This window comes from Streptomyces sp. NPDC005648, assembly GCF_040605395.1.
GTDB lineage: Bacteria > Actinomycetota > Actinomycetes > Streptomycetales > Streptomycetaceae > Streptomyces.
This window is the reverse complement of the sequence record NZ_JBEXCS010000049.1, coordinates 1-14510: the sequence shown is the minus strand read 5'-3', so window position 1 is coordinate 14510 and position 14510 is coordinate 1. Positions and strand designations below refer to the sequence as shown.

Genomic DNA, 14510 nt, shown 5'->3' with positions numbered 1-14510 from the left:
CTTGTTGCGGAAGTTGCGCAACTCGAAGATGGTCTCGCTATGAAGCTGGGCGGGCGAGACTTTCTCGATCGCTTCTCCGCTGACTGCCTAGAATGCGCGAGGTCGCGAAATTTCATGTGGTTCATCGGTGACTGAGGAACTGCGGATTCTCGAGCATGGGACCGTCTTCGGCTGATGGAACCGCTCGATCTTCCCCGTGGTCGTCGGCGAACGCGGCTTGGTCAGCCGGTGCTTGATGCCGTTCATCCGGCAGATCCGGTCGAACAGCACCTCCGTCGACGGGCCCGGAGTGCCGAACCGGCCGGTGAACTGCTTGCCGTTGTCGGTCAGCACCTCCTCCGGACACCCGAAGGCCCTCGGGGCAGCGATGAAAGCCGCACACACCGCCCGGCCGGTCGCCCGCTCCACCACTGAGGCGATCACACCGAACCGGGAGTGGTCGTCCACCCCGGTCACCAGCTTCAGCTCCCGGCCGTCGGCCAGATAAACCCCGCCCATCACATCCAGCTGCCACAACTGCATCGGCCCCGGGCGCTCCCGCCGGCGGTAATCCTCCCGGCGTCTTCGTCGCTGCACCGGCACGATCAACTCGTGACGCACGAGGATGCGATAGACCGAAGCCTCCGACGGAAGCGGCTCGACACCCCGCCGCCCCAGCTCATGACGCAACCGGCGCTGACCCCACCGGGGATGCAGCCGCCGCAGTTCCAGCACCGCGGCCTCCACCTCGGGCGGCATCTGCCACGGATGCGACCTGGGCCGATGCGACCGGTCCGCCAAACCTGGCAGACCGCCTTGCTCATAGCGGCGCACCCAGGAGTGCACCGACTGCCGCGAGACCCCATACCGGGCCGCGACCTCCGTCTTGGACGCGCCGGCGGCCAGCACCTCCATGACTGCGTGATAGCGCTGCTCGACCACGCTCAGCTCCACTAACACCGGCCTCGGCCCCCTCTGCGACAGCAGTCGCAGACAGCAAACCGAGGACGGAACCGTCAAGCATCAAGTGACGTCAACGCGTCAAGCATCAAACGAAGTAGGACACTCGGCCAGTGGGTGCGCTGTTCAGAGTTTCCTTACTTGATCAAGGCGGCCCGCTGGCGCGGCCCGCGCGCGCCCGGCCCCTTGGGGCCGCCGCCCGCTCCTGTCTCCGCCCCGCTCGCCGACGACCCCGCCGGTCCGGGCGCGCAACAGCCAGCACAGCGAACCACTTCCGGGGCTCTGCCCCAGACCCCGGCCCTCTCTCCGAGAGGGTGGAGGGCGAGTGGACGGGTGCGGCTTCGTCGTGGTGTGGGGTTGCGGTCGCGGGAGGGGGTCCCTCGCCGCCCGGTCACCGGAGGCGTACCAGGAACCCCCGGGGGCCGCCAAGGCCGAGCGCACGCGTCACGGTGTGAGCCTTGGCGGCCCCCGGGGAACCCTGGTCCGGCGAAGCTGCCCGACCGACGAGGGACCCCCTCCCGCTCGGGCCCCGATCCTGCCGGAGTTCCGCCCGCCACGTGGTGGGGCACCCCTGTGGGCGGGTGTCTGCTGGATCGCCCCCGGTTGATGTGCCGACGGGGCGTACCGTGGAGTGGGAGGTGGTGAGTTGATGACTACGGAGCTGGCTGACAACGTCCGCAAGTACCGGCGTCGTACGGGGATGAGCCAGGAGGAACTGGCCCACGCCGCAGGCGTATCGCCGGGCACGGTACGCAAGGCCGAACAGGGCGGCACTCTCCGCATGGAGACCTTGCACGCTCTCGCCCGAGCACTGGGGGTTACCACCGCCGCCTTGATGGCGTCCGATGCCCCGGAGCCCGTCGGGCGGGCCGAGGAGCCGAACCGCGTCAACCTGATCCAGCTCCGCGCCGCTCTCACCCCGGCCGTCGGGCTCATCGACCAGGACGCCGAGGCCGTGGCCGAGGAACCGAACCTGCGCACCTTCCGGCGGACGTTGCAAGACGCATGAGTGCTGTACTTCTCCGACAGCTATAAGAGCGTGGCGGCCCAACGCCGGGCCTGCTGCATGATGCCGCACAAGCCGTCGCCTACTACGACAGCGGGGACGAGCACCGGCAGGCCCTGTTGGCCCGCACCGAGGCGCTGCGCCTGGCCGGCACCTACCTCACCCAGGTACGGCAGTACGACATCGCGTACGCCGCTCTGCGTGGCGCCATCATGGATGCCCGTCAGGCCGGAGACATGCTTGCGGCGGGCTCCGGGGTCGGCTGCATGTGCTGGCTGCTGGTGCGCCAGGGCCGGTTGGACGAGGCGGAACAGGTCGCCGCCCAGAGCATGGACGCGGTGGAGCCGAAGATCACTGGTGCCGAGCCGGACCACTACGCGGTGTGGGGCGGCCTGGCGATGGAGGCCGCCGCCGCAGCCGCGAGGAACAACCGTCCCGCCGAGGCGAAGGAGTACCGTCAAGCCGCACGGGTCGCGGCAACCGCGGTCGGGACGGCGCATCGCAACGTCTCTCGGCACTGGTCCGTCTTCGGACCGGTTACCGTCGCGGTCAAGGCACTTGAAGACGACATGGTCGTCGGCGACGCCCGTGCGATGGTGCGCAAGGCAGGCGAGCAGGAGGAGTTGTCGCCCAAGGCGTGGAAGCGCTCCCAGGGGCCAGGCCGGGGGCCAGCAGACCATCCCAAGCGTGTTGATTTGCTTGCGGGCTCAGCCAGGCCCGAATCGCCCCCCTCTCAGGGGGTTCCGAACGCTTTGTTGCTGAGCCGCTCGTTACGACAGTTGCTGGTCTGTCGTCGGCGGTACCCGACCAGCTGTGTCTGCGAGTTGGATCCGGTCACAGCCAGCCGGTCCTGGTGTGTGGAGGCCCGGCCGCGAATCGGCTCGATAGGAACTCGACGTCACCTGGCCGGCACGCGTGGACGCGGCGCGCTTGTCATGGCGGCTGCATGCGGCGGGCCAGCCTGCGGCCCCAGGCCTGGCTCGGCGCTTCAACGTAACGGTAGGTCAGCAGGCACAGGGGCAGTAGTACGGCGTAGAACGCCACCTCGAGCGCGACACTGTCCTGTCGCCGTCGGCCCATCGTGCTGTCGATCACCGCCAGCAGCACCGGATGCATCAGATAGACCGAGTAGCTGATCGTTCCCAATCCCGTCAGCAGCCGGGGGACGTGTCGGCGGCGCGACGCCAGTCCGGCGCCGAAACTGAGCACAGCCAACAGGAACGCGACTATCCAGCCGCGCCGCGTGAAGTGGTCATCGTCGCCGTACCAGAAGGCACTCCCCACGGCACAGGCGACCACCATGACGGCAGTGCCGGCCGCACAGCGCCAGGTGCTCTGACCGTTCTCGGCACGGTAGACGGCGGTGCCGAGAAACATCACGGCGAGGATCACCAGGCCCTCCCACAGCGGGACCGTGCCGTTGAACGGAACCAGGGCCAGAGCCAGCACCCCGCCCAGCACGCCTCCGAACCATCTGAGCACGGGTGACCTGGCGCTCGCACAGCAGAGGGCCGCTCCCATGGTGATCGAGGCGAACGCGATCAGTGGGCCGGTGCCGACCAGGCCGGACAGGGCAGATGCTGGCAGGACTACTCCTGTCGTCACGCTCAGGGCGGCGAGCGTGGCAAGGATGACCGCGGTCGCCGCGGACCGCTGGTGAAGGCGGACCGTGAAAAGAGCGACTACCAGCAGGTAGAAGGACATTTCGTAGGAGAGCGTCCACAGGACGAGCAGCAGATTCGGTGTTCCCAGTAACTCTTGGAGCATCGTGGCGTGGGCGACAGTCACGGCGGCCGCACTCTGCTGACCGAAGTCTGGCATCTCCGCAATGCCCAAGAGGTCAAGGGCAAGGAAGAGAGCGACGACAGCCGCCCATAACGGGTATACACGGAAGATCCGTCCGATCCAGAAGGTCCGGACGCAGCCCCGGCGCTCCAGCGACGCGGGGATGATGTAGCCGCTGACCAGGAAGAACACCATGATGCCGTAGCGGCTGGTGTTGAACTGTGGCATCAACTCCCGCCGGAAGTCCGCCATGAAGGTGTACGACGCGTGGTCGAACACCACGACGAGCGCGGCGATGCCGCGCAACGCGTCCAGCCAGCCCAACCGCGACGGACCGGCCGTCGCGATGATTTTCATCAGTCGTGCAGTAGTGGACAGTGAACGGTCCGGTGAAGCGGGGACGCGGGGTGGGGGTTCCATGCGTGGACAGAGTCCTCTTCGGTGAGGTGTTCATCGGGTTGGTCGTAAGGCGGGTGCGGGCGTGGTCCGCAGTGCCGTGCACTGATTCATTTCTTCCGATGTGGTCTTGACTTGAAGGGGACCCAGGCAGCTCCCCGCGAGCGGAGTGGACCCGCGGTCTGCAGAGAGGTCCCCCGCCGCTCGCATCACCGAGTTCAGCGGCCGCAGCATTGTTCGGCAGTACCGTTCTGGCGGCTGAACAATGGAACGAAGCGCGCAAGCCGTTGGGGTGTCACAGAGGTGCGTGGAATGGCTGCCCCCTCTGATGCGGGGGCGGCTGGAGGGGGTGAAGGCGTGGCGGGGCGTCGTGAGGTGCCAGTGGATCCGGCGGCGGGGCCGGTGCAGCGGTTCGCGTTCGAGCTACGCAAGCTGAGGGCTGAGGCGGACGGGATCACCTACCGGTCGCTGGCCCAGCGGGCGGGCTACTCGGTGACCACGCTGTCGCAGGCGGCGGCCGGCGAACAGTTGCCGACGCTGCCGGTAACCCTGGCCTATGTGGGGGCGTGCGGTGGAGACCTGGTGGATTGGGAGTCCCGGTGGAAGGAAGCGGTGGAGGAGACCGCCGGTGACGGCTCTCGGGACGAGGACGGATCATGTACGCCGTACCGGGGTCTGGCACGGTTCGAGACCGGGGACAGCGACCTTTTCTTCGGCCGGGACGGGCTCACCGCCGACCTGGTCGACCTGCTGCGCCGTCAGCGGTTCGCCGCGGTCTTCGGTGCCTCCGGCAGCGGCAAGTCCTCCCTGCTGCGGGCCGGCCTGATACCCGTCCTCCAGCGAGCTCAGGAACCGGGCCTGCGTCCGGCCGCGATCCGGATCCTGACACCGGGCGAACACCCAGCCCGCAGCCACGCATCCCTCCTCACACCCGTAATTTCTGACGACGGCAGTGCCGGGGCGGACACGTTCGTGATCGTCGACCAGTTCGAGGAGGTTTTCACCCTCTGTCACGATGCGGCTGAGCGCGCTCACTTCATCGATCTGTTGCTGACAGCCCGGCAGCCCAAGAGCCGCTTGCGGGTGCTGCTGGCGGTGCGCGGCGACTTCTACGGCCGCTGCGCCGAGCACCGTGACCTGGCCGACGCACTGCGCGATGCCAACGTCCTGGCCGGAGCGATGAGCCAGGCGGAACTGCGGGACGCTGTCGTCAGGCCGGCCACGGCCGCCGGACTGACCGTGGAACGCGCCCTCACCACCCGGCTGGTCAATGAGGTCGCCGACGCGCCAGGCGGGCTGCCGCTGCTCTCCCATGTGCTGCTGGAGACTTGGCGCCGCCGCCGCGGCAAGACGCTGACCATGGCGGGGTACGAGGCGGCCGGATGCCTGGACGGCGCGATCGCCAAGACTGCCGAGGAGATCTACGGCCGATTCACAGACGACCAGGCGGCCGCCGCCCGCCGGGTGTTGCTGCGCATGGTCGCCCCCGGTGACGGCACCCCCGACACCCGCCGGCCCGTCGAGCGCGCGGAACTGCCCGACACCGGCAGTGATGACACCGCCCGAGTGGTGGAGGCACTCGCCGGGGCGCGGCTGCTCACCCTGGACGGTGACACAGTCGAATTGGCTCACGAGGCCCTGATCGCGGCCTGGCCCCGGCTGCGCGGGTGGATCGAGGACGACCGCGAACGCCTGCGCGCGCACCGAAACCTGACCGAAGCGGCCCACGCTTGGCAGGAACTGGGCCGCGAAGAAGGCGCCTTGTACCGGGGAAGCCGGCTCGCCACCGCCCATGAGCACTTCGGTGACGCACCGTGCAAGGATCTGACCGATCTGGAGCACGCCTACCTCGACGCCAGCCGCGGCCACGAGCAGAAGGGCCGTCGCCGGTACCGGCTGGTGCTCACCGCGGTCACCGCCGCCCTGTGCCTCGCCCTCGTCGCTGCCGGCCTCGCCTTGGGGCAATGGCAGAGCGCGGTCACCGCCCAACACCTGGCCCAATCCCGACAACTGGCCGCCCAGTCCAGCGCACTGCTGGACTCCGACCCCGAACTCGCCTCCCTGCTCGCTGTCCATGCCTACCGAACCAGCCCGACCCGCCAAGCCACCGCCGCCCTGTATGCCGCTGCGGCGTTACCGCTGCGCAAGCGCCTGCTCAGCGGCACCAAACCCGTGCACTCCATCGCGCTCAGTCCCGACGGACACACCCTCGCCACCCACAGCGGAGACGGCAGAATACGGATCTGGAATCCGACCGATGGCCGGCTCCGACAGACGTTCAGGGGTTACAACACCAGCGAAGTCATGGCGTTCAGCCCCGACGGACGCACCCTTGCCGTCGCCGGCGCCGCTGGTGCCGACGCGGAGATAGGTCTGTGGGATCCGGTCACCGGCAGGAAACTCAGAACCCTCGCTGTCCCCGACGGTGCGGTGCGCGGGATGGACTTCAGCCCTGACGGTCGTACTGTTGCCGCCTCCTCTCTGATGGCTGTACGGGTGTGGGACGTGGCCACCGGTCGCAAGCGGCACAGCTTCAGCGCCCCTGACCCGGAGGCGGTCGTCTTCGGCCCTGACGGACGTACTCTCGCCGCGGCAAGCCTGGGCGGAACGGTCCGTGTGTGGGACATGGCCAGCACCCGCACCCGGACCGTCCACGACAGCCAAATGAAGGGCGCCACGGTGGCTTTCAGCCCTGACGGCCGTACATACGCGGTGGTCCGCACCGACGGTTCGGTGCAACTGCGGGACGTGACCACGGGCATCGTCCAGAGCACCATCAGGGACAGCCCCGGTGGGTCGACCGAGGTGGCATTCACCAGGGACGGGCGAACCCTCGCCATCCCGGGCCCCGGAGACACGGTGCGACTGTGGGACACGGTCACCGGCACAACGCGGGCCACCGTGGCCGCCGGGCACCACGGACGGGGGATCATGAACGTGGCCCTCAGCGCGGACGGCCGCACCCTGGTCACCAGCAGCACCTTGGACCCCGCCGTCCGCGTTCACCGCCTGCCCGCTGATCCGCGGATCACTCTGCCGGGCCATACCGGCACGTACGTCGCCGACATGACCTTCAGCCGGGACGGGCGCATGGTGGCCACGGTTCACCAAGGGCCGCCCGGCCTAGGGTCGGTACAGCTTTGGGATGCCACATCCGGCGATCGCGAAGCCACACTGGCGCTCGACACCGGCGTGGCACGCCGAGACAAACGGCTGCCCACGGTTTCCCGACTCGGGGCTGTGGGGTTCAGCCCGACCGGTCGACCCCTGGCTGCCAGAGCCGCCGGGGCCTCCTCATCGGCCTCCCGTTGGAGTCATAACAGGGACATCAGGAACAGGGTGATCGAGGTCCGGGATGTTGCCACGGGCCGCCTTCGTCAAAGCCGTGCTCTGGGCGTCGTCAAGACGGCGGTCTTCAGTCCCGACGGGACACGGCTCGCCATCGTCGGCATGGAGGGATCGGTGCGCATCTGGCAGCTTTCAACCGGCGCAATGCGCACCGCCCACACCGGCCACGGTCGACCCGTCAGGACGGTGGCGTTCTCCCCGGACGGCCGCACCCTTGCTGTCGTGTACATCGGGGCCGCCGATGAACAGATCACACTGCTCGACGCCGCGACCGGCGGCACACAGCGCACCATCGAGCCGCGCACTGGGAGCCCGTTGTCCCTCGCGTTCAGCAAAGACGGACACACCCTGGCAGCCGCAAGCGGCAGTAGCGGATTCGTGAAGATGTGGGATGCGCGCACCGGTGAGCTCCGAGACAGCTTCCGTGTCAACGGTGAGGTGGGGTCTCTGGCTTTCAGCCCCGATGGACGCACCCTGGCCGCGAGCAGCGTAAGCGGTGTCAAGCTGTGGGACCTCGCCACCAGTCAGACCAGGATCACCCTGCCGACCCGCTCGCTCGCAGCAGTGGCGTTCAGCCCGGACGGACGGACCCTGGCCATCAGCACGGGCAGCTCCGTCGGGCTGTGGAACGTCGACCTGCCCGACCCGGCCCGCGCAATCCATAACATTTGCGAGGCCATCGACACCCCTCTCACTCCGCTGGAAAAGTCCCGCTACCTGCAGGACCAGTCTGCTGAAACCGGCTGCCGGCCGGCCGCGTGACAGGACTCCATCGCATCACCACCGCATGCGAGCACCGGGCCGAGGAGCCGACCTCGGTGGGTGGGGGCAGGCTGAGAAAGGGTGGCTGGTGCTCGTCGTCTGGGCGAAGATTATGGCCCTCTGCCTGCCTGCCTGACCTAGGCCGAGCCTCTGGGTGTTGGCGGTCGCGGAGCTGTGTGGTGGGCCAGGGCCTGGCCGATCGGCGGGGAGTGGACACCGGACAGGCCCTGGCGGATTGAGGGGTGCCTCCGATGGAGGCCGCTATTTCTTGATCCAGACCGCGTGGTCGGGTTCCAGTCGGTTGTCCTGGAAGGGGCCGCTGGCCAGCAGGATCTTGGTGTGGTCGGGCAGCTGGAATGCCTCGGTCGAGAGGTTGACGGCGCACACGAGACCGGGGTCGCGGTGGAAGGCGAGGACTCCTGGCGGGGTGTCGAGCCAGGTCATGGTGCCGGCGCCCAGGGCGGGGTGCTCGTGTCGGAGCTGTAGGGCGGTGCGGTACAGCTCCAGCATGGATGTCTCGTCGCCGGTCTGTGCCTCCACGCTGCGCTCGCGCCAGTGAGCTGGTTGCGGCAGCCAGGGTGCGGTGGAGGCGTTCTCGGGGCTGAAGCCGAAGGGGGCGGTCTGTCCGGACCAGGGGATCGGGACGCGGCAGCCGTCGCGGCCGGGGTTGGTGTGGCCGGAGCGTTCCCAGACGGGGTCCTGGAGTACGGCGTCGGGGAGGTCCTCGATTTCGGGGAGGCCGAGTTCGTCGCCCTGGTAGATGTAGGCGCCGCCGGGGAGGGCGAGCATGAGGAGGGCGGCGGCTCGGGCGCGGCGGGTGCCGAGGGTGAGGTCGGCGGGGCCGTCGGGTTCGTACAGCACGTTGGGTATCCACCGCTTGACGTGCTTGCGGGCGTAGCGGCTGGTGTGGCGCATGACGTCGTGGTTGGACAGGACCCAGGTGGCCGGTGCGCCCACACTGCTGAGCATGGTGAGGGAGTCGTCGATGGCGGCGCGGAGGTCTTTGGCGTTCCAGCTGGCCATGAGGAAGTCGAAGTTGAAGGCGGTGTGCAGGCCGTCGGGGCGGACGTAGGCGGCGAGCCGGTCGGGGGTGTCGGTCCAGGCTTCGGCGACGAAGGTGCGCTCGCCGGGGTATTCGTCGGCGATCTTGCGCCAGGTGCGGTAGATGGCGTGGACGTCGTCGCGGTCCCAGTGGGGGTGCGGGGTCTGGCTGTCCGCCAGGTCGGGCAGTTCGGGGTCCTTGATGAGGCCGTGGGCGACGTCGATGCGGAAGCCGTCGACGCCCCGGCTGAACCAGAGCCGCAGGATGGACTCGAACTCGGCATGCACCTCGGGGTGTTGCCAGTTGAGGTCGGGCTGCTGGGGGGTGAAGAGGTGCAGGTACCACTCGCCGTCGGGTACGCGGGTCCAGGCCGGGCCGCCGAAGCAGGACACCCAGTTGTTGGGCGGATCGGCGCCGTCGGGGCCGCGGCCGGGGCGGAAGACGAAGCGTTCACGCTCCGGGCTGCCGGGGCTGGCGCTCAAGGCGGCCCGGAACCAGGTGTGCTGGTCGGAGATGTGGTTGGGCACGATGTCGGGGATGATGCGGATGCCGTGCCGGTGGGCGTCGGTGATGAGCTGTTCGGCGTCGGCGAGGGTGCCGAACAGGGGGTCGATGGCGCGGAAGTCGGCGACGTCGTAGCCGCCGTCCGCCATAGGGGACTTGTACCAGGGGTTGATCCACAGGGCGTCGACGCCGAGTGATTTCAGGTAGGGCAGGCGGGAGCGCAGGCCGGCGATGTCGCCGACGCCGTCGCCGTTGCCGTCGGCGAAGCTGCGGATGTAGACCTGGTAGATGACGGCGCTGCGCCACCAGGGGCTGGTGGTGGACATGGCGGGGTCCTTCGGCGGAGGGGGCTGCATGGGGCTCACCGTGTGGTGGGTGCCGGGGAGGGGGACGGGGCTGTCAGCGCCGCGGTGATCTCCTCGCCCGTGGGAGGCTGCGCGCCTGCGCGGGCGCAGGTGAGGGCGCCGGCGAGGACGCATCGGCGCAGGACGGCTTCCAGTTCGGCGGGTGTGCCGGGGAGGCGGATGGTGCCGTCGGGCTGGAGGAGTGTGTCGAGGAGGCAGGCTTGGAAGGCGTCGCCTGCGCCGATGCTGTCGACGACGTGCGTCGGCGGTGCGGGGACGGTGACCTGGTGTTCGGCGGTGAGGGCGGTTGCGCCCTGGGCGCCGCGGGTGATGACGGCCAGGCGTGGGCCGAGGGCGAGCAGGGCCCGTGCCGCTGCTTCGGGGGTGAGGCCGGGGTAGAGCCAGGCCAGGTCCTCGTCGCTGGCCTTGACCAGGTCGGCGGTGGCGACCAGCCGTTCGGCTCTGGTGCGGTAGGCGTCGCGGTCGGGCAGGACGGCCGGGCGGACGTTGAGATCGACGGAGACGGAGCGGCCCGGGCGGGCGCGGTGGGCGCGACAGGTATCGACGATCCGGGTCGCGCCGGGTTCCACGACAGCGGCGAGTGAGCCGGTGTGGATCAGCATGGCCTGCTCCGGCAGGTGGATGTCCTGTGGGTCCCAGGCCGCGAGGAAGTCGTAGCGGGCGCTGCCGGTGGCGTCGTCGAGGTGGGCGAGGGCGATGGTGGTGCGGCCGGAGGCGCTGGGCAGGCGGTGCACCTGGACGTCGATGGAGTCCAGGTGCGCGCGGACCAGGTCGCCATGGGGGTCCCCCCGGCCGAAGGCTGGGGGAGGGTCGTCGCCCCAGCAGGTCATGAGGGTGGCCGGTTGCCCGAGCCGGTGCAGGCCGACGGCGACGTTGGCGGGGCTGCCGCCGGGGTGCGGGACGATGTGGGCGGTGCCGGTGTGCCAGGCGAGGTCCACCAGGACCTCGCCGATGACGACGGTGGTCATGAGGTACGTCCTTTGCGGCCCGGGGCGGCGACGGCGGATTCCTTGATCTGGAGCGGCTGGAGCTCCCAGACGTCGACGGTGAAGTCGAGGAGTGCGCCCCGCGTGGCGCGGGCTTCGAGGTGCCAGTGGTCGCGGACCGGGTAGAAGTGGCGTTCGCCGACGGGGTAGAAGCGCACGGTGAGTGCCTCGCCGGTGGACAGGAAGATCTCGGCGATGGAGTGGTCGACGACGAGGCGCAGGTCGACGGGCTGCCCGCTGGGGCAGGGGATCGTGTAGGTGCCGCCGCGGGCGCGCGGGTCGAGGGAGGCGTGGTCGCGGTTGACGACCAGCCGTCCCGCGTCGGCGTCGAGCTGGATGTCGAGGTATTCGGTGCCGTCCGGGGCGGTGATCAGTCGCAGGCCGGCTGTGCCGGTGGCTTCCAGGCGCGCTGTGAGGTCGAAGCTGCGGGCGACCTGGCCCAGTTCCACCGGAATCGGGTCGGGTACCTGTCCCGTGGCGTGGATGGTGTGCCGGCCGCGCAGGGCGAACAGTTCCTCGGCGGGCTGCTGGTGTGTGCGGCCGTCCTCGGTCAGGGTGATCTCGCGAGGCAGCGTGAGCGTGCCGGCCCAGCCGTCGGCGTCCGACCACTCCTCCTGGCGGGCCTCCCAGGACCAGCCCCACAGCAGCCATCGCCCGCCGGGCGCGGGCAGGAGTGCGGGGGCGTAGAAGTCGGGTCCGTGGTCGAGGAGTTGGGGGGCGGTTGGGTGGAGAACGTTGTCGTGTTCCTGGCCGGCCAGGGCGAGGACGGAGCGGGGGCCGTCGTGGTCGTCCCATGCGGCGACGATGAGGGCGCCGCGCCCGAAGCCGTCGGCGGCCGGGAGGTACTGGGGGCACTCCCAGCCCTCGCCGGTGAGCAGGCCGGCGCCGGGCGGGCCGACCGGCTCGGGGGCGCCGGTGTGGAAGGGGCCGAGGTAGGTCCAGGTCTCCAGGTCGGGGGAGGCGTAGAGGAGGACCGCGGCGCGGCCGTCGGCGAGGGAGGCGCCGACCAGCATCCGCCAGCCCTCGCCGTGCCGCCACACGTAGGGGTCGCGGTACATGGTCGTGCCCTCGGGCGGCGCGGGTATGAGCAGTTGCCCGCGGGGGGCGAAGGTGCGGCCGTTGTCGTGAGAGGTCGCGGTGGTGACCGGCTGGTCCCAGCGGTCGCGGCGGTAGGCGGAGTAGAAGGCGACGATGCGGTCGCCGTCGGAGACGGCGTTGCCGGAGAAGCAGCCGTCCTCGTCCACGCCCCCGGGGGTGGGGGTCAGGGCGATCGGCAGGGGTTCCCAGCTGACCAGGTCGGGGCTGCGGAAGTGGCCCCAGTGCATGTTCGCGTGCCGGGTGCCGTAGGGGTTGTACTGGTAGCAGACGTGATAGGTGCCGTCGTGGAAGACCAGCCCGTTGGGATCGTTGATCCAGTTGGCCGGTGGGCGCAGGTGCGCGACGGGACGGTGGGGGTCATGGGTGTCAGAGGGCGCGGTGGACACACGCGTGCCTTTCAGGGAGTGCAAAGAGCGGGGGGAAGGGCTCAGCGGAAGGAGCCGGCCACGATTCCCTCGACGAAGTACCGCTGGGCGGCGAGGAAGATCAGCACGCTGGGGATCAGGGCGATGATCACCCCGGCGAGGACGATCGAGACGCTGCCGGTGCCGTTGCTGCCCTGCAGGCTCACCAGGCCGAGCGGGAGGGTGAACTTGTCGGTGGTCTGCAGGAAGATCAGCGGGCGGAAGAACTCGTTCCAGTAGGCGGAGAAGGTCAGCACTGCCAGAGTGGCCATCGGGGCGCGGGCCATGGGGGCGTAGATGCGGGCGAAGACCTGGAAGTGCGAGGCTCCGTCCACGCGTGCCGCCTCGCCGAGTTCGCGGGGCATCTGCAGGAAGTACTGGCGCATCAGGAAGGTGCCGAAGGCGCCGCCGACCGCGGGCAGGATCAGGGCCATGCGACTGTCGGTCAGACCCAGGTACTTGATGATCAAAAAGACCGGGATGATGGTCGTCTGGACCGGCACCATCATGGTGGCCAGGATGACCCAGAACAGGGGCTTGCTGCCGCGGAAGCGGACCATGGCGAAGGCGTAGCCGCTCATCGTCGAGGTGATGAGCTGGCCGGCCACGATGAGCCCGGTGACGATCGCGCTGTTGAGGAAGAACGTGGCGAGCGGGACCTTGTCGAACACGGCCGTGTAGTTCGACCAGATCGGATCCGTGGGGAACCACTTGGGCGGCTGGTCGAAGGAGGTGGCCGGCGTGCGCAGTGAGGTGGACAGGGCCCACACGAGCGGGGCGACGACCAGTACGGCCGCCACGGTCAGCACGGCGAGGGACAGCAGCCGTCCGGCGCTGACACGACGACGGCGGCGGCGCGGTGCGGGAAGGGCCGGCGCGGGCTGCTTGTCGAGAATGGCACTCATGCGTAGAACACCCACTTTCGGCTCACCGTGAACTGCACGGCCGTGATGACGAGCAGGACGGCGAACAGCAGCACGGAGATGGCCGAGGCGTAGCCGAACTGCAGGTTCTGGAAGGCCGTCTGGTAGACGAGCAGGACGGTGGTGTATGTCGAGTCGCCCGGGCCGCCCTTGGTCATCACATAGGGCTGGTCGAACAGCTGCATCGTGTTGATCAGGCCCACGGTCGAGGCGAACAGCACGGTCGGGCTGATCAGCGGCAGCTTGATCCGCCAGAACATGCGGGCCGAGGAGGCGCCGTCGATCTGCGCGGCCTCCAGGACGTCCCGCGGCACGGAGCCGAGGGCGGCGACGAACAGGATGAAGGTGAAGCCGAGTTGCTGCCACACGGCGACGATCACGATGGTGGCCGTCGCCCCGCCGGTGGAGCTCAGCCAGGACACCTCGGGCAGATGCAGCAGGCCCAGGTAGTAGTTGATGACGCCGAACTGGTCGTTGAAGACGTACGCCATCACGATCGAGATCGACGCGGCGGAAGCCAGCATCGGCAGGAAGAACGCCGCCCGGAACAGGTTCTGCACGATCTTCGAGGCGCGCTGGGCGACCAGCAGCGCCAGGCCCAGTCCGAGGACGACCTGCAGGAACACGATCATCACGGCGAGGCCGGCCGTCACCAGCAAGGAGTGTGTGACCGATGTGTCGCTGAACAGCGTGCGGAAGTTGTCCAGGCCCACGAACTGCGGGTCGGAGATCGCATCCCACTTGAACAGCGCGAGGACGAAGGAGGCCAGGATCGGCCCGACGGTGAAGACGACGACCACGAGCAGGGACAGCGACACCATCCCGTAGCCGAACAGCGTCTCGCGGCGGGCCCGGCGGGCCTGGGCGCGGCGCCGCACGAGAGCGGGGTCACCGGCCGCGATCCGGCGGGGCTCGGCGACGACCACCCGGCGTGCGGGGGCGCCGGTCAGCA

Annotated in this window: 8 protein-coding genes and 1 pseudogene; 2 read left to right on the top strand and 7 right to left on the bottom strand. The window is 69.3% G+C overall.

Going from position 1 to position 14510, the window contains the following annotated elements:
• Nucleotides 1-174: 174 nt before the first annotated feature.
• Nucleotides 175-927, bottom strand: a pseudogene (locus ABZT17_RS26020) (IS481 family transposase); the annotation flags it as partial.
• Nucleotides 928-1588: 661 nt separating this feature from the next.
• On the opposite strand from ABZT17_RS26020, the gene ABZT17_RS26015 reads away from it, so the two are divergent.
• Entirely contained in the window at nucleotides 1589-1948 is a 360-nt protein-coding gene (locus tag ABZT17_RS26015; protein ID WP_356352002.1) for a helix-turn-helix transcriptional regulator, read from the top strand.
• A 930-nt stretch (nucleotides 1949-2878) separates the two neighbouring features.
• On the opposite strand, the gene ABZT17_RS26010 is transcribed toward ABZT17_RS26015, so the two are convergent.
• Nucleotides 2879-4087 carry an acyltransferase gene (locus tag ABZT17_RS26010; RefSeq protein ID WP_356352001.1) on the bottom strand — a complete coding sequence of 403 codons (1209 nt, stop codon included), beginning with the start codon at nucleotides 4085-4087 and terminating at the stop codon, nucleotides 2879-2881.
• A gap of 420 nt (nucleotides 4088-4507) precedes the next feature.
• On the opposite strand from ABZT17_RS26010, the gene ABZT17_RS26005 reads away from it, so the two are divergent.
• Nucleotides 4508-8236, top strand: a complete 3729-nt coding sequence (locus ABZT17_RS26005) for a helix-turn-helix domain-containing protein (RefSeq protein WP_356352000.1) — start codon at nucleotides 4508-4510, stop codon at nucleotides 8234-8236.
• A gap of 261 nt (nucleotides 8237-8497) precedes the next feature.
• On the opposite strand, the gene ABZT17_RS26000 is transcribed toward ABZT17_RS26005, so the two are convergent.
• From ABZT17_RS26000 to ABZT17_RS25980, 5 genes are all read right to left on the bottom strand, one after another.
• Nucleotides 8498-10108 carry a glycoside hydrolase family 13 protein gene (locus tag ABZT17_RS26000; protein WP_356351999.1) on the bottom strand — a complete coding sequence of 537 codons (1611 nt, stop codon included), beginning with the start codon at nucleotides 10106-10108 and terminating at the stop codon, nucleotides 8498-8500.
• A 35-nt stretch (nucleotides 10109-10143) separates the two neighbouring features.
• A complete protein-coding gene (locus tag ABZT17_RS25995) occupies nucleotides 10144-11115 on the bottom strand; it encodes a carbohydrate kinase (protein ID WP_356351998.1) in 972 nt (323 codons plus the stop codon).
• Nucleotides 11112-12617, bottom strand: a complete 1506-nt coding sequence (locus tag ABZT17_RS25990) for a glycoside hydrolase family 32 protein (protein ID WP_356351997.1) — start codon at nucleotides 12615-12617, stop codon at nucleotides 11112-11114. The genes ABZT17_RS25995 and ABZT17_RS25990 overlap by 4 nt, the downstream gene beginning before the upstream one ends.
• A gap of 41 nt (nucleotides 12618-12658) precedes the next feature.
• The gene (locus tag ABZT17_RS25985; protein WP_356351996.1) at nucleotides 12659-13540 is read right to left on the bottom strand and encodes a carbohydrate ABC transporter permease; all 882 of its coding nucleotides are present in this window, start codon (nucleotides 13538-13540) and stop codon (nucleotides 12659-12661) included.
• Nucleotides 13537-14510, bottom strand: a 974-nt coding sequence (locus tag ABZT17_RS25980) for a sugar ABC transporter permease (protein ID WP_356351995.1), incomplete at its 5' end; no start/stop codon positions are given. The genes ABZT17_RS25980 and ABZT17_RS25985, both read right to left, overlap by 4 nt.